Origin of the sequence: Pseudarthrobacter sp. B4EP4b, assembly GCF_006680095.1 — a bacterium.
GTDB lineage: Bacteria > Actinomycetota > Actinomycetes > Actinomycetales > Micrococcaceae > Arthrobacter.
In genome coordinates, this window is the sequence record NZ_VHIJ01000015.1 from 1 (window position 1) to 14,748 (window position 14,748).

At 65.1% G+C, this 14,748-nt stretch carries 16 protein-coding genes; 6 read left to right on the forward strand and 10 right to left on the reverse strand.

Annotated features, from left to right (window positions below; all coding sequences use genetic code 11):
- Nucleotides 1-25 precede the first annotated feature (25 nt).
- Genes FNL14_RS05450 through FNL14_RS23230 form a run of 5 tightly spaced genes read left to right on the forward strand, consistent with a single transcriptional unit; the run spans nucleotide 26 to nucleotide 4,518 of the window.
- A complete protein-coding gene (locus FNL14_RS05450) occupies nucleotides 26-1,078 on the forward strand; it encodes an ABC transporter substrate-binding protein (protein ID WP_142058298.1) in 1,053 nt (350 codons plus the stop codon).
- The gene (locus tag FNL14_RS05455; protein ID WP_142058301.1) at nucleotides 1,075-1,911 is read left to right on the forward strand and encodes a DUF1684 domain-containing protein; all 837 of its coding nucleotides are present in this window, start codon (nucleotides 1,075-1,077) and stop codon (nucleotides 1,909-1,911) included. The genes FNL14_RS05450 and FNL14_RS05455 overlap by 4 nt, the downstream gene beginning before the upstream one ends.
- Nucleotides 1,908-2,975 (forward strand): LLM class flavin-dependent oxidoreductase, encoded by a 1,068-nt coding sequence (locus FNL14_RS05460; RefSeq protein ID WP_142058303.1) that lies wholly within the window; start codon nucleotides 1,908-1,910, stop codon nucleotides 2,973-2,975. The genes FNL14_RS05455 and FNL14_RS05460 overlap by 4 nt, the downstream gene beginning before the upstream one ends.
- 11 nt (nucleotides 2,976-2,986) lie before the next feature.
- Nucleotides 2,987-4,363 (forward strand): NtaA/DmoA family FMN-dependent monooxygenase, encoded by a 1,377-nt coding sequence (locus FNL14_RS05465; RefSeq protein WP_142058305.1) that lies wholly within the window; start codon nucleotides 2,987-2,989, stop codon nucleotides 4,361-4,363.
- Nucleotides 4,360-4,518: a hypothetical protein gene (locus FNL14_RS23230; RefSeq protein ID WP_181762547.1), complete on the forward strand. Its 159-nt coding sequence runs from the start codon at nucleotides 4,360-4,362 to the stop codon at nucleotides 4,516-4,518. Before FNL14_RS05465 ends, FNL14_RS23230 begins: the two co-directional genes overlap by 4 nt.
- Nucleotides 4,519-4,575: 57 nt before the next feature.
- Here FNL14_RS23230 and FNL14_RS05470 read toward each other — a convergent pair whose 3' ends face one another.
- From FNL14_RS05470 to FNL14_RS05480, 3 genes are all read right to left on the reverse strand, one after another.
- On the reverse strand, nucleotides 4,576-5,349 hold the full coding sequence (locus FNL14_RS05470; RefSeq protein ID WP_142058307.1) for an SDR family NAD(P)-dependent oxidoreductase: 774 nt from the start codon (nucleotides 5,347-5,349) through the stop codon (nucleotides 4,576-4,578).
- A gap of 24 nt (nucleotides 5,350-5,373) precedes the next feature.
- Complete coding sequence (locus FNL14_RS05475; protein ID WP_370455796.1) at nucleotides 5,374-6,747, reverse strand: MFS transporter; 1,374 nt, start codon at nucleotides 6,745-6,747, stop codon at nucleotides 5,374-5,376.
- Between the two features lie 212 nt (nucleotides 6,748-6,959).
- The gene (locus tag FNL14_RS05480; protein ID WP_142058309.1) at nucleotides 6,960-7,667 is read right to left on the reverse strand and encodes a FadR/GntR family transcriptional regulator; all 708 of its coding nucleotides are present in this window, start codon (nucleotides 7,665-7,667) and stop codon (nucleotides 6,960-6,962) included.
- Between the two features lie 225 nt (nucleotides 7,668-7,892).
- On the opposite strand from FNL14_RS05480, the gene FNL14_RS05485 reads away from it, so the two are divergent.
- On the forward strand, nucleotides 7,893-8,534 hold the full coding sequence (locus FNL14_RS05485; RefSeq protein WP_142058311.1) for a GntR family transcriptional regulator: 642 nt from the start codon (nucleotides 7,893-7,895) through the stop codon (nucleotides 8,532-8,534).
- A 122-nt stretch (nucleotides 8,535-8,656) separates the two neighbouring features.
- Here the strand turns inward: FNL14_RS05485 and FNL14_RS05490 are convergent, their stop codons facing one another.
- The 7 genes from FNL14_RS05490 to FNL14_RS05520 all read right to left on the reverse strand — a co-directional run bounded on the left by FNL14_RS05490 (nucleotide 8,657) and on the right by FNL14_RS05520 (nucleotide 14,642).
- Nucleotides 8,657-9,181, reverse strand: a complete 525-nt coding sequence (locus tag FNL14_RS05490; protein ID WP_220126151.1) for a flavin reductase family protein — start codon at nucleotides 9,179-9,181, stop codon at nucleotides 8,657-8,659.
- 1 nt (nucleotide 9,182) lies between these two features.
- Nucleotides 9,183-9,539 carry a cupin domain-containing protein gene (locus FNL14_RS05495; RefSeq protein ID WP_142058313.1) on the reverse strand — a complete coding sequence of 119 codons (357 nt, stop codon included), beginning with the start codon at nucleotides 9,537-9,539 and terminating at the stop codon, nucleotides 9,183-9,185.
- A 2-nt stretch (nucleotides 9,540-9,541) separates the two neighbouring features.
- Complete coding sequence (locus FNL14_RS05500; protein ID WP_142058315.1) at nucleotides 9,542-11,008, reverse strand: 4-hydroxyphenylacetate 3-hydroxylase family protein; 1,467 nt, start codon at nucleotides 11,006-11,008, stop codon at nucleotides 9,542-9,544.
- Complete coding sequence (locus tag FNL14_RS05505) at nucleotides 11,005-11,688, reverse strand: DUF2848 family protein (protein ID WP_142058317.1); 684 nt, start codon at nucleotides 11,686-11,688, stop codon at nucleotides 11,005-11,007. The genes FNL14_RS05500 and FNL14_RS05505 overlap by 4 nt, the downstream gene beginning before the upstream one ends.
- A 16-nt stretch (nucleotides 11,689-11,704) precedes the next feature.
- Nucleotides 11,705-12,499 (reverse strand): carbon-nitrogen family hydrolase, encoded by a 795-nt coding sequence (locus FNL14_RS05510; RefSeq protein ID WP_142058319.1) that lies wholly within the window; start codon nucleotides 12,497-12,499, stop codon nucleotides 11,705-11,707.
- Between the two features lie 40 nt (nucleotides 12,500-12,539).
- The gene (locus FNL14_RS05515) at nucleotides 12,540-13,199 is read right to left on the reverse strand and encodes a GntR family transcriptional regulator (RefSeq protein ID WP_142058321.1); all 660 of its coding nucleotides are present in this window, start codon (nucleotides 13,197-13,199) and stop codon (nucleotides 12,540-12,542) included.
- 81 nt (nucleotides 13,200-13,280) lie between these two features.
- Entirely contained in the window at nucleotides 13,281-14,642 is a 1,362-nt protein-coding gene (locus FNL14_RS05520; protein WP_142058323.1) for an MFS transporter, read from the reverse strand.
- Between the last annotated feature and the right edge of the window lie 106 nt (nucleotides 14,643-14,748).

The window sequence follows — 14,748 nt, forward strand, 5'->3', positions numbered from 1 at the left end:
TTTCAACATCTAAAGGATTCCACCCATGGCATTTCCCACCGGCCCTTCCCGCCGCCCCCTCCGCGTGCGCTCGCTGGCGCTGCCCGCCGTCGTCCTTCTGTCCGCTGCTGCGCTCGCGGCCTGCGCTGATCCCGGCGCAACAGCTGCCGGTTCCGCCAGCGGAGGAGCGCAGACGACGGCGGCACGCAACGGCGTGGTTTACAACACCTCGCCGGACCAGCAGCGCCTCCGTGCGGAGAAGGATGCGGCGCTCGCCGCCAAGGTCCCCGAACTGATCGGCAAGGACGGCAAGCTGACCGTAGCCACCACCGCGGGCTCCATCCCGCTGTCCTTCCACGCCACCGATGACAAGACGCCGATCGGCTCAGAGCTGGACATCGCGCAGCTGGTGGCGGACAAGCTGGGCCTGGAGCTGGATGTCCAGGTGACATCCTGGGAGAACTGGCCGCTGAAGACCCAGTCGGGCGACTTCGAGGCGGTGTTCTCCAACGTGGGCGTGAACAAGGACCGGGTGAAGCTGTTCGACTTCGCCAGCTATCGGGCGGCGTTTATGGGTTTTGAAGCGAAAAAGTCCTCTACCTATGACATCAAGGGTGCCGACGACATCTCCGGGCTGAAGGTGTCTGTGGGGTCGGGGACTAACCAGGAGAAGATCCTGCTGGCCTGGAACAAGGAGCTGGAAAGCAAGGGCAAGGCACCGGCCACCCTGCAGTACTACTCCTCCGACGCCGACACCATCCTGGCGCTGTCCTCCGGCCGCACAGACCTGAACATCGCGCCCTACCCGTCCACGGTCTACCGGGAGAACACCCGTGACGACCTGAAGGTCGTGGGCAAGGTCAACGCCGGCTGGCCGTCCGAAACCCTGGTGGCCGCCACCACCCTGCGCGGCAACGGCCTGGCACCGGTCATCACCGAGGCCCTCAACTCCGCGATCAAGGACGGTTCCTATGCCAAGGTGCTGGAGCGCTGGGGCCTGTCCGAGGAGGCGCTGCCGGAGCCCAAGACCATCACCGAGGAAAGCTTCGCGGCCGCCCAGGCCACGGCCACCGCGGCTCCGTCAGGAAAGGCATCATGAACGCACTACATACTGAGACCGCCCTCGAATCCTTCGACGCCGACTGGCAGGAATGGCATGCTGCCCACGAACGCCAGCGCGCCCATCCGCACGGCTTCCTGGCGGTGACCCACCTGCACTGGCTGGGCAGTGAGGCCGCCCGGCTGGAAGGTGCCCCCGGCACCTGGAGTGTGGAGGCCGACGTCGTCCGCGTAGTCCTCGAACCGGGCGAAAGCCTGCAGCGGGACGGCAAGGAGCTGAACACCGCCGACGGGGCAGCGCTCGAATTTGGCCCCATTGAGGAGCGCGGCGGGATCAACCTGGTCGCCGGCGACACGGTCGTCGAAGTGGCCAAGCGCGGCGGCGAGTACATTGTGCGGCCGCGGAACCCGGAGCACGGGCTGCTGCGGGAGTACCAGGGCACGCCGGCCTACTCGCCCGATGCTGCCTACGCGGTCCGTGGAACCTACGTGCCGTTCGAGGCGCCGCGTTCCACCACGGTGGGTGCCGCGGTCGAAGGCATCCAGCATGTCTACGAGGCGCCGGGAGAGATCCGCTTCAAGCTGGCCGGCCAGGAGCTGGCGCTGACCGCATTCAACGGCCACGCGCCGGGCTCGCTGTCGGTGCTGTTCACGGACCAGACGTCCGGCAAGACTACCTATGCGGCCAACCGTTCGCTGTCCGTGGTGCCTGCAGCGGACGGGTCCGTGGTGCTCGACTTCAACCGCGCGGTCAACCTGCCGTGCGCCTACACAGACCTGGCCACGTGCCCGCTGCCGCCCGCGGAAAACCGACTGCCGCTGTCCGTTGAAGCCGGCGAAAAGATTCCCTACGAACGTCAGGACCAGCAGTGAGCACTTCATCGATCAAGCCGGGGTTTCTTGCTATCGAACTCGATGGCGCCGGGTGGGACGGCGGGGACTTCGCGAGCCTTAGCGAAGCCGTCCTTGCAGCCGAATCGGCCGGGTTCCACGCAGCCACCTTCACCGATGCGCCGGTTCCGGGCCGGGCCAACGCGCTGCAGCGGGCGGCCTTCGCCGGGCCCGTGACCCGCAGCATCGCCCTGGTCCCGGAAGTGGATACCGTCTACACCGAACCGTTCCACGTCTCCACCCAGCTGGCCAGCCTCGACTACGTGTCGGGCGGGCGCGCCGGGTGGATCGTCACCGCAGCGGAATCACCTGAGGCTGCTGCCGCCGTCGGACGCTCTTTTGCTGCCGGGGCCGCGCTGGGGCAGGAAGCCGCGGCATCGATCGAGGTGTCCCGCCGGCTGTGGGACTCGTGGGAGGACGACGCCGTGATCCGCGACGTCGTTACGGGCCGGTACATCGACGTTGACAAACTGCACTATGCGGACTTTGAAACTCCGGCGGACTTTGCCGGGCCCGCGTACTCGGTCAAGGGCCCGTCCATCATCCCGAGGCCGCTGCAGGGACAGCTGCCGGTGATTGCCGGGGCCTCGCTGGTGGGCCCGGGGCAGGTTCCGGCCGATGCGGTTGACGCTGTGCTCGCCACCGCGCCGACGCCTGAGCTGCTCGCCGCCGAGGTGCGCGATGTCCGGGAACGCCTGGGGGAGTCCGTGGCAGTCATCGCCGAGCTCGACGTCGTCCTGGACTCGCGCGGACAGGCCGCGGCTGAGCGTGCGGTCGGGTTTGGAGGCGGCCACGCCCGGTATGCCGGCAGCGCTGCAGGCCTCGTGGACTTCCTTGCGGAGCTGCTGAGGGAGGCCGACGGCGTCCGTCTCCATCCGGCGTCGCTCGCTCTGGAACTGGACGAACTTTCCCGGCTGGTGCTGCCGGAGCTTCGGCGCCGGGGCGCCCTTCGGCCGCCTGTGCAGGACGGCATCTTCCGTGACCTGCTGGGCCTGACGCGCCCGACCAGCCGCTACGCATCCGCCGCCGCTGGCGCCGGAAAATAAGGGGAATAACCATGACGCAGCACAACCGTGCTAAATCCGGGGTCTTCACGCCGTCGGGCAGGATCCAGTTCGGCATTTTTTTCCAGGGCGTGAACTCCGGGACCATCTGGAAGGCGCCCGAATCCGGCTCACAGACGGATTTTGAGTCGTTCCGCCGCATCGCGCAGACCGCCGAGCGCGGGTTGTTCGCCGCCTTCTTCCTGGGCGAGGGGCTCCGGCTGCGCGAACACCTGGGCCGCCCGCACGCGCTGGATGTGGCGGGCCGGCCGGATGCGCAGACCATGCTCGCCGCCTTGGCTTCGGTGACCAAAAACATCGGGCTGGTGGCCACCCAGAACACCACGTACAACGATCCCGCCGACCTGGCGCACCGGCTCGCGTCCCTTGACCTGATTTCCGGCGGCCGGGCGGCATGGAACATCGTGACCACGGACAACGCCTGGACCGGCGCGAACTTTAGGCGCGGGGGATACCTGGACCACGCCGACCGCTACAAGCACGCCGAGGCGTTTGTGGAGACGGCCAAGCGGATCTGGGATTCCTGGGAAACCGCGGACGGGCCCGCACGCCGGGTGCTCCATGAGGGGCAGCACTACACGGTGGACGTGACGCCGCGCCTGCCGCGCAGCGCGCAGTACCGGCCGGTGCTCTTCCAGGCCGGCGATTCCCCGGAGGGCCGCAACTTTGCCGCCCGCCAGGCGGACGTCATCTTCTCGGCCCACCCCAAGTTCGACGACGCCGTGGAGTTCCGCAAGGACCTGGTGGAGCGCTCGCTGGCTGCGGGCCGGGGCGCCAACGCCGTGCAGATCATGCCGGCCAGTGAATTCATCCTCGCGCCCACGGGTGAGGAGGCTTTGGCGAAGAAGGAGTGGGTTCGGAGCCTGCAGATCGGGCCGCAGCAGGCCGTCGCGTACCTGGAGCAGTTCTGGGGGCGCGAGCTGTCCGACTACGATCCGGACGGGCCGCTGCCGGAGATCGACCCCGTGGTGGAGGAGACCTCCGAGACGCGCGGCAGCGGCTTCCATGGTGCGAAGGCGCGGCAACTGGCGGACCAGTGGCGGGCCGAGGCCAAGGACAAGGGGCTCTCCATCCGCCAGTTCGTTTCCTCGAAGACAGCCCGCATCGATGCCACGTTCACGGGCTCGTATGCAGCCGTTGCGGACCAGTTGGCGGAATACGCCCGGGTGGGTGCGGTGGACGGATTCAACATCTCACCGTGGCTCATTCCTACGGGCCTGGACGACATCGTGAACCACCTGGTCCCGGAGCTGCAGGAACGCGGCGTCTACCCCACGGAGTACGCCGGGAAGACCCTCCGCGAGAATCTTGGGCTGGAGACGCCGGTGCGTTCGGCCGATGAAGCTGCTGAGGCGGTCCGGGCGTCATGAGCGCGGGCCGCCTCCGCGGGTGGTTGCGGCGCTGGGTTCTTACCTCACGCCGCTACCTTGGAACGTTCGACGACGGCACCGGGGTGGGTGCCGCCGTCGGACCTTCGCGTGGGGCTGTCAGGCTGCAGCTGACGGTGGGGGAGCAGCGGCTGTAAGTTCCGCACTTGGCGGCATCGTTGCAGCTCCGGATGTCCCGCACTTCCGCTTGGGGATCAGGAGACCTGCAGGCCTCCGTTGATGTCATACGTGGCGGCCGTGATGTAGCCGGAGTCCTGGCCAAGCAGGAAGGCGATCAGGGCGGCGACTTCCTCGCGGGTCCCCACGCGTCCCATCATGATGCCCTCGGACATCTGGGCTTTGCGTTCGTCGGTAAGCGTGCCGCCCATGATGTCGGTGTCAATGGGGCCCGGTGCGATGGCGTTGACGGTCACGCCGAACTCTCCCACTTCGCGGGCGAGGGCGCGGGTGAAGCCGATGATTCCGGCCTTGGAGGCGCTGTATGCCACTTTGGAGTAGGTGCCGCCGCCGCGCTGGGCGGAAATCGATGAGATGCTCACGATGCGTCCGAGCTTGCGCTCGATCATGCCCTTGAGCACGCGCTGGGAGACGATGAACGTGCCCCGCATGTTGATCGCGAAGACTTTGTCCCATTCCTCCACGGTGGTCTCCATGAAAGGGGTCGGGGAGCTGATGCCGGCGAGGTTCGCGAGGGCGACGATGGGCGGGAGCGAATCCTCGATTTCGCTGATCGCGCGGTCCACGGATGCGGCGTCGGAGACATCCGCTCCCACTCCGATTGCCTTGACGGCACGGTTGGAGCCGATCTCTGCTGCTGCGGCCTTGGCGTCCTCGGCGTTGATGTCCAGGATGGCCACGGACCAGCCTTCGCTGGCCATCCGGTCTGCCGCGGCGCGGCCAATACCGCGGGCGGAGGCTGCCCCGGTCAGTACAACGGTGCGTTCGGCGGGAAATGCTGTGGTTGTCATGGTGCGTTCTTTCGTGGTGGTGGGTCAGGAAACTTTGGTGGTCTTCACTGCGGCCGCGGCGGCTACTGCCGGGTCCAGTGCGGCGTCGCCCTCAGGGCGCTTCCGTGCATAAAGGTAGGTGGCCACGGCCGTGACGCAGAGGCAGAAGGACAGGAAGAGGAGGCCGCTTTGGTTGTTCCCGGTGGCGTCCTTGAGCAGCCCGACGGCGTACGGGGCCACAAAACCGCCGAGGTTGCCCAGCGAGTTGACCAGGGCGAGGCCGGATGCTGCCGCTGCACCGGTGAGCGCGGCCGAAGGCATGGAGAGGAACGGGGCGATGGCGCCATAGATGCCCATGGCCGAGGCGGTCAGGGCGATGAGGGCCAGGACCGGATTCACCGGCAGCAGGTACCCGGCGGCGAGGAGTCCGAGGCCGGCCAGCAGCATGCTCACGGCCGTGTGCCAGGCACGTTTGCCAGTCCGGTCGGCCCGCTTGCTCCAGAAGTAGACGAAGACGGCGGCGATGGCGTACGGCACCATAACGATGAAGCCCACCTCTGTGGTGGAGAACTTTCCCAGTGCTGCGACGATGGTGGGCATCCACAGGCCCAGCCCGTAGATGCCGCAGACCAGGCCGAAGTACAGGGCGGAGTACACCAGGGTGCGCTTGTCCTTCAGCCCCGCCAGGAAGTTGTGGCTTCCTGCCTTTGACTTGGCGGCCAGTTCGGCATCCATGGTGGTGGCGAGCCATTCGCGTTCGTCCGGGTTGAGCCACTTGGCATCGCGCGGGCGGTCCGTCATCAGGATCGGGGTGAGCAGGCCGAGAAGGATGGCGGGGATGCCTTCGATGATGTAGAGCCACTGCCAGCCCTGCAGGCCCAGGAGGCCGTCCATCTGGAGGAGCATGCCGGACACCGGTGCGCCCAGGGCGTTGGAGATGGGCTGGGCCAGAATAAAGATTCCCAGGACGGTGACGCGCTGCGCCGCCGGGAACCACAGCGTCAGGTAGAAGAGGATGGCGGGGAAGAATCCGGCTTCGGCGGCACCGAGCAGGAAGCGGATGACGTAATAGGTGGTCTCACCGTTCACCAGGCACATGGCGGAGGCAAAGATTCCCCAGGTGATGAGGATCCGGGCCAGCCATTTCCGGGCGCCGAAGCGGTACATTCCGGCGTTGCTGGGCACTTCGAGCAGGGCGTAGCCGAGGAAGAAGATTCCGGCCCCGAGGCCGAAGGCTGCCGCGCTGAGGCCAATATCTTCGCTCATGGTGAGTTTGGCGAAGCCCACATTGTTCCGGTCCAGGTAGGCAACGAAGTAGAGCAGGACAATCAGGGGCATCACACGGCGGCGGACCTTGCGAAGCGTCCGTTCGCCGAGCTCGCCGAGCCCTGCGGAGGGCATCGAAAGTGAAGTCATCATCGACCTTCTGTTTGGTGGAGGCAATGCCCGGGGTGGGCGGCCGATCCAAGGGGGTGAGGGGAAATCCGTCGACGTGCTTAGAGTCTGATGTCTGACATCTGACGGAAGAACATGAAGGAGAGTCTAAGAGAGTGATCTGGGTAACGTCAAGAAAATATTGCGCCGGGAAGTCGGGGCGCCTTCCGCTGAAGGTCGGGGCCGGCCGCAGGCGGTCAGGCGTGGGGGTGGTGCACGTACTGTTCGTAGTCCCGGTACGTCTGGTCCATGTGTTCATCCATGGTCCGCCGCGCGAGTTCGACGTCGCCGGTGAGGATACTGTCCAGCACCTTCTGGTGGTACTCGATGGCGTGCACTTGAATCTCGGGGACGGCAGACGTTTCCCGCCGGGTCACGTAAAGCAGCTGTCCAAGCTGGGCGAACAGGGCCCGGACAAAGGGGTTGCCTGAGGCTTTGAGGACGGCGTCATGGAACGCTATGTCGGCCAGGACAAATTTCTCCAGGTCCCCTGCCTCGTGGAAGCGTTTCATGTCAGCGATGCAGCCACGCATCACCTCGGCATGCTCTGGCGTATACCGCTTGGCGGCGAGGGCGGCCGCGCCGGTTTCCACCATGCGCCGTACTTCGATGAGCCCCACCGACACCTGGTCTGCACCGTTTCCGTGCGATGCAGCCTTGAAGATGGCGTCCAGCCCGGTCCAGTTGTCCGTGGGGTTGACGAACGTCCCCCGGCCGGACCTGACGTAGAGGATATTTTGCGCCCGCAGCGCCTTGAGGGCCTCGCGCACCGTGAGCCTGCTGACGTCATAGGCCTTGGCGATGTCCGATTCAGGGGGGATGGCAGCGTGTGGCTGCAGCCTGCCCTCGAGGATCTCATCGAGCAGTCCGTCGACGAGGTCGTCAACGAGTGTCCTGCGGCCCATCGTGGCTCCTGCCGTCGGTTCTGCCCCGGTTCGGGTCCCTTCAACATTACTGTCGGAGGCAGCACTGATGAGGCATACGGGTGTTCCAGGTATTGGCAGGGTCTGGGTTGACACTCAGGTGTCCTACTTCAGGGGCTCTGGATGCTGGGGCGCACATCTGCCCGGGGCCAGGACATGGACGGGCTGAATGCGGCTCGTATACTGGCTAGGCGAGGAAGGCTTTGAATGATCCGAACAACCCCGTCCACCCAGTCAGCGCCAGAGATAGCTTATGAGTGGTTGAAAACCTATATAGCGGAGCTGCCGCGCGATGAGGAGTCGTTCCTTAACGAAGCCGTCCTGGCAAAGTCCACGGGAACTTCGCGTACCCCGGTTCGCGAAGCGCTGCTCCGGCTTGAGGCTGAAGGATTCGTCAAGCGCGTCCCCCATAAAGGTGCGTACGTTCCGCCGATATCAGACCCTGAGGTCCGTGCGATTCTCCAAGCGCGTTCGGTGGTGGAGAAGTGGGCCGTCCTCGGGCTGGGCGATGTACTTGAAGGGCAACTTGACGCACTCCAGCGCCTCATCGACCAGCAGAGGGACGCTCAGGACGAGCCGGCCCGGTTCATTGAACTGGACACCGAATTCCACACCCTGATGGTCCGCGCAGGCGGCAACCCGATCCTTGCCGACTTCTATTCTTCTCTCCGGCAGCGCCAGCTCCGCATCGGTGTCCTGGCCGTCACCCAGGGCGCCGGTCGCGCCGAACAAGTCCTCCGTGAGCACCAGATGATCGTGGATGCATTGCGAAAGCGCAGTGTCGAGTCGACGCATGAAGCCATTGACGCGCATCTGGACTCCACCCGGCTGGCGATCATCGGTTACTGACCTGTACCCGCAGACCGGGGCGGCGGCGCAGGCTCATACTAGGCGGGGTAAACGCTGATGCCGTCCCTGCACCCGGCAACGGGAACAGGGACGGCCTCATGGAGCGGACTGGACGTTCGGGGCTAGAACGTCCAGGGCATGGCGTCGTGGTTGAAGTCGCGGAACGATCCGAACTTTCCGGCGTTGAAGGCCAGGCCTTCGCCGTCACGGTCCCTGCAGGAAGTCACTTGGCCGAAGAACACCTGATGGTCACCGATGTCGTACTGGTGGACCACCCTGCACTCTGCTTGGGACAGCGCTCCGTTGATTACGGACAGGCCGCCCTCGGTGGTGTCGAACTCGCCGGCTTCGAAGCGTGTTCCGCCGCGCTGGGCGAACTGCCGGGCAACGGCCTCCTGCTTGGCGCCCAGGATGGAGATGGCGAATTTTCCGCTGGCCAGTACGGCGTCACCGGTGCGGGTGTTGAAGTTCAGTGAGATCATCAGGATCGGCGGGTCCAGGCTGATGGAAGTGAGCGAGTTTATGGTCATGCCGTACTGCTCGCCCCCGTGCTCAGTGGTTACAATCGCGACGCCGGTGAGGAACCTGCCCATGGTCCGTCGCATGGCCAGCCCGTCGGGGACGGTGAAGGCTGCTGGGGTGCCCATGTCAGTTCTTTCCGTTCTGGTAGTAGCGCACTTCGAACATCTTTGCGCCGTTCTCGGAGACCCAGGGGCCGTGTTCCATGCCTGGTGGACGGGTTGCCCAGTCTCCGGCATTGAAGGTTTTCCCGAGGCGCTGGTCAACGAAGGAACCTTCGAAGATGAAGACCTCTTCCCAGAAATCGTGGGTCAGGACACCGTTGGGGGAGGTGTCGGTTCCAGGTTCGAACTTGAGGATCCGGGTGACCGAGTCGTTCGAGTCGTCGCGGGCGAGGATGGCCTCGGACAGGCCCTCGATGTGGGGGTTGCAGGGGGTGAAGTCCACCGATGAGGTGGGGGTGAATTCGAATTCGGGCTTTGCCATGGCTAGTTGTCCTCCTTGCGGCCGTCCACGCCGTAGCCTGCGAGGAACTGGTCGAGTTCGGCGACCTGCGCTTCATAACCGTAGTTGCGGTAGGTGTATACGCCCTTGACGACGAAAGGGGCCCCGGCGTAGAAGAGCTCGTACTGCTGGTGGCGTCCGGCAAATTCGGAGCCGATGATGTCCCATGCCAGGCGGAAGAGCTTGATGCGCTCCTCACTCGGCACGCCGGGGGAAGCGATGTAGCGCTCCACGTCGGGGGCAGTGATGGGGCTCTTCATGTCCACGACACTGGAGGGCATCTGCAGGACGCCGCCGCCAACCAGGTCCCGCAGGATCGCCATGACGCGCGGGTAGGTTTCGGACTGCAGGCCCATGGCCCCGTACAGGGCACGCTTGCCGGGGACCAGCATGCCGGCGGAGTCGGCCTCGGCGGTGTACTCCGCGGCTAGCAATGCGGACTCCACGGAGGAAACCAGGGCGGCGAGTTCGCCGAGCTTCTCCTGGACACCGGGGATCTTATCGGTGCCGTTGACCTGGGTGACCTTGCGCGCCACCGCCGCTATGAACTGCAGCTTGGTGGTGAACCGGGTCTGGGCCTGCCAGTTGCCCAACGCGTGTGCTCCGGTTTCGAAGAACTGCCGGCGCAGGGTATCAACGTTCCGGTTGATGAAGACGCGGTCCCAGGGCACGAGGACGTCTTCGAAGATGACCAGGGCGTCGGGTTCGTCGTAGTGGCTGGTCAGCGGGTAGTCGAACTCACTGGTGGCCGCCGGGGCGAAGGGGCGGCGGCAGAGGAATTTGAGTCCTTCCGTGGCAGAAGGCAGGGCGAAGCTGATGGCGAAGTCCACATCATCCGGGCCCAGCGGCTTGATGCAGGTAACGAAGACTTCATCGGCAATCGCGCCGCCCGTGGCGAGCATCTGCGAGCCGCGGACGATCAGGCCTTCCTCGGTTTCCTTCACGACGCCTACCTGCAGGAAGTCTCCTTCCCAGCCGGACGCCGTCGTGGCGCGTGAAACCTGCGGCGGGATGATCGCGTAGGAAACGTAGAGGCTCTCGGCGAGGATCCGCTCGTAGTAGCGGCGGATGTTGCCGGAGAAATCCCGCTCTGAGTCCTCGAAGACCTCCGGGTGTGCGCCGAACGCAGCGAAGAAGGTGCCGACGTGGTCCGGGCTGCGGCCTACCCAGCCGTGGGTGTGCTTGGCCCACCGCTCAACGGCTTGGCGGCGCAGTTTCAGCTCCTCTGCCGTGCGGGGGATGCTGAAAACGCGGTTGGCGGTGCCGTTGATTTCGTCGCTGTGGTACTGCATGCCGTTCCCGGGGTCGGCCGCGATGTCGAACAGCTCGGCGATGGTGCCGATCACGTTGCGGAAGGCGGGGTGCTCGGCGACATTGTCGACCGCCTCCCCGTCGATCAATACGGTGCGCCCATCGTTGAGCGTCTTGATGTATTCGTCTCCGGTCCTCATGACTGGTGTCCTTTCGTGATGGTGTAAGTGTGGTCGATGGTGGTGCCGTCCGGGAAGGTGATTTCGATCCGCCATTCGCGGCCGTAGATGAAGTCGCCGCCGATGACGGGCAGTGTTCCGCCGAGGCAAACAAAGTCCCGTTCCCCGATGGGATTCCGTTCCAGGAGCAGTTCGACGACATTCGCCGGTGTCCGCAGCCCGTCCAGGGTGCCGTCCTGGTAGAGCCGGCCGTCCACCCAGCTGCGGGCGCGGCAGTCATCGAGCGACAGGGCCTGGATGTCGGGGATGGGGATGACAGTTCCGGCCACCGGTTTGGGGCACGCCCGCTTCGATTCACCGATGTCGCGGGTTTCGATGTGGCGGTCTGTGTGATCCGAGGCGATGCCGAAGTAGTAGCGCCCGTCATGCCGGATATAGAGCGGTTCTATTTCGCCCGAGGTCTCCTCGCCTGCGGCGCTCAGCTCCGTGGCAACGGTGACGGTGCTGCTCTCGACGGGATAGAACATTGGCACCTCGGGCGGGGGTGCGACGCCGATTGCGGCGAGTTCGTCGATGTGGTGCTGGACCGCGGCAGCGTCACGGCCGGTATAACCGGCGACGACGGCGTCGTAGTCGGTCAGTTCGATCTTCTCGCCGGTGCCGGCGACAGCGAACGTCAGGGTTTCCGTACTGGTCTTCATAAGGTTGCTTTCTTGCTCAGCGGGCCAGGCCCGAGTAATCGGTAAGCCGGTCGGCGATGACCGGGAACTCGCGGCGGGTCTCCTGGACAGAGTTCGGGTCGATGGTGGCGCGGAGGACCTCCTCGCCGGTTCCGGCCTCCGCCAGGAGGCGTCCGGCCGGATCCACGATGCGGCTGGTGCCGCCGAGTTCGACGCCTTCCTGGACGCCGGTGGCGTTGCAGGCCAGGACAAAGACTTGGTGCTCCACCGCGCGGGCGGAGGTCAGCAGCTTCCAGTGTTCACGGCGGGCAGCCGGCCAGGCAGCGGGAACCACCACGATCTCGGCCCCGCGCAGGCTGAGCTCCGACCACAGGCCGGGGAAGCGCAGGTCATAGCAGGTGGTGCCGGCCATCTTCCCGAAAGGCGTGTCTGCGACCGGGAGCGAGGTGCCGGGCGTGAGTAGATCGGCCTCCAGGGACTTGTAGCCGAAGACATGCAGCTTCGAGTACTCATGGACAACATGCCCTTGAGGGTCAACGAGGACCGACGTGTTGCGCAGCGCACCACCGTCGATGCGTTCGACGATGCTGCCAGCGTGAACGTAGGCGCTTAGGTCCTTCGCTACGGAGGCGCACATGCTGAGGGTCGGCCCGTTGAGCGTCTCCGACAGCGCCGGGTACTGGTCGAAATGGAAATAGCCTGCGCTCCAAAGCTCCGGCAGGACGATGAGGTCTGCCCCGGCCTGCTCGCGCAGGAGTTTTTCCGCGCGCTCAATGCGCTGGGTCTGGCTCTCAGCGTCCGGACTGGACAGCTGGACGAGTGCGATGTCCATGGTGCTCCTTCATGATCGGGGGCAGTGCCCCGGTTGGTCGTTAGCCGCGGTTTCCGTAGGCTGGGATGGCTTTGAGGACGGTGAGGGTGGAGTCGAGGTGGCTTCGAACGGCCACCGCGGCGGCCCATGGATCCTTGCTGCGGATCGCCTCGACAATGGCCCGGTGTTCGTCCACGACGTGATCGCTGCGGCCTCGACTGTCCTGGACCGCTGTGACCCCCATGCGTTGTTGCTTGATGCGCTGTGAATCGTAGACTTCCTCCAGCGCCCGGTTGTTGGCGGCGTGCACGATGTGTTTGTGGAAACTGATGTCGCAGTCGATGAACGCCACGGGGTCAGCCAGGCTGTCCTGCTGCTGCTGCAGGAGCAGTTCAAGTTCCCCGCCCAACCGGTCAAGCGATGTCACCTTCCGGACTGCCCAGTCTTCAATGACCTGCCGGACTTCCATCATGCTTTCAATGTCCTGCGCGCTTAGGGCTGGAACGTACGCGCCTTTGTGCGGGACCCTGCGAAGGAGCCCGGCGGCTTCGAGGCGCAGGAGGGCGTCACGGACGGGCGTGCGGGAAACTCCGGAAGCTTCCGCGATGGCGTTCTCGGTGAGGAAGGCTTCCTGGTCCCAAGGCAGTGCTGAGATTTCCCGGCGCAGCCACCGGTAGGCCGTTTCCGGGGCGGTCCGGGCGGGTTTCTGCAAAATACTCATGGGTCCTCTGTTCTGGTGCCTTCGCCGGTAATGCCATGGGTGCTGTTCGTGGCGGCGTGGCCGCCACGAACAGCGGCTATGTCATGGTTGTGCCACCTTGCGGGCCACCTGCTCGTCGAGGTCGCTCAGCTTCATGTCCTTGGTTTCCTTGGCGAAGGAAACCGAAACGATCGAGATGACACCCATAAGCACGAGATAGAGGGCGATCGCCTGGCCTGTGCCGAAAGCCTGGTACAGGGCCAGGGCAATGATGGGGGAGAGTGAACCGGCGATCAGGGAGGCAACGTTGTATGCGACGGACGTTCCGCTGTAGCGGACCTTCGTCGGGAACAGTTCGGAGAAGAATGCCCCGATGACCGAGCTGTAGGCGGCAAAGATCAGCAGGCCGCCGACGGCAGCGAGGACGATCATGACCGGCTGGCGGGTATCCAGGAGGGCGAAGAACGCGAAACCCCACACTACGGTGGCCATCGATGCGCCAATCATCATGGGCTTGCGTCCAATGCGGTCCGCGAAGATCGCCAGGATGGGGATCGCGATAACGGCGACGCCCTGGCCGATCATGACGGCGGTAAGGCCGGTCTGGCGGTCCAGTTTCAGGATCTCGGTGACGTAGGTGATGAGGAACAGCGAGTAGATGTAGAAGCCTGCGTTCTCACCCATCCGGCTGCCGGCGGCGATGAGAATCTCACGCCAGTGGCCGCGGAACAGCTCGGCCAGGGGCAGTTTCGCCTGCTTGGCGTGCTCGGCATCTGCCTTGGCCTGCGACGCCAGGAAGAGCGGCGTCTCCTGGACATAGAGGCGCAGGATCAGCCCGATGATCACGAGCAGGGCCGAGAGGCCGAAGGCGATCCGCCATCCCCAGGCCAGAAAATCCGCCTGGGGCATGACTGCCGACAGAACAGCCAGGACGCCAGCCGCCATGAGATTGCCCAGGGGCGGGCCCACGTTAGGCCATGAAGCCCAGAAGGCACGCTTGGTGCTGTCGTCGCTGTACTCGGAGACGAGCAGGACAGCGCCGCCCCACTCACCCCCGAGGGCGAAACCCTGCACCAGACGAAGGAACAGGAGGATCAGGGGAGCGGCGATACCAATGGACGCGTAGGGCGGGATAAAGGCGATCAGCGCAGTGGCCACGCCCATCAGGAGCAGGCTCGCCACAAGAGTGGACTTGCGGCCGTGCTTGTCACCCAGATGGCCAAGGACGATGGCGCCCAGGGGACGGGCGACGAAGCCAGCAGCGAAGGTGCCCAGGGCCAGCATGGTGCCGACCATCGGATCCGCGCTCGGGAAAAACAGTTTGTTGAAGACAAGGGCAGCAGCCGTGCCGTAGAGGAAGAAGTCGTACCACTCGACGGCGGTGCCGGCGAGGCTGGATGCAGCAACTGCGGGGAGGGAGGTGTGCTTACGCACCGCTCGCGCCTGTTGGGACACATTGCTCATGGAAATCCTCGATGGTTTTCAGGGTCGGTATGCCTTCTTCGCACCGTTGCGGAGGAGGCGTGGAGCCGGAGTTTGCCGACGGTCCGTGACTCAACTCACGTTGGCC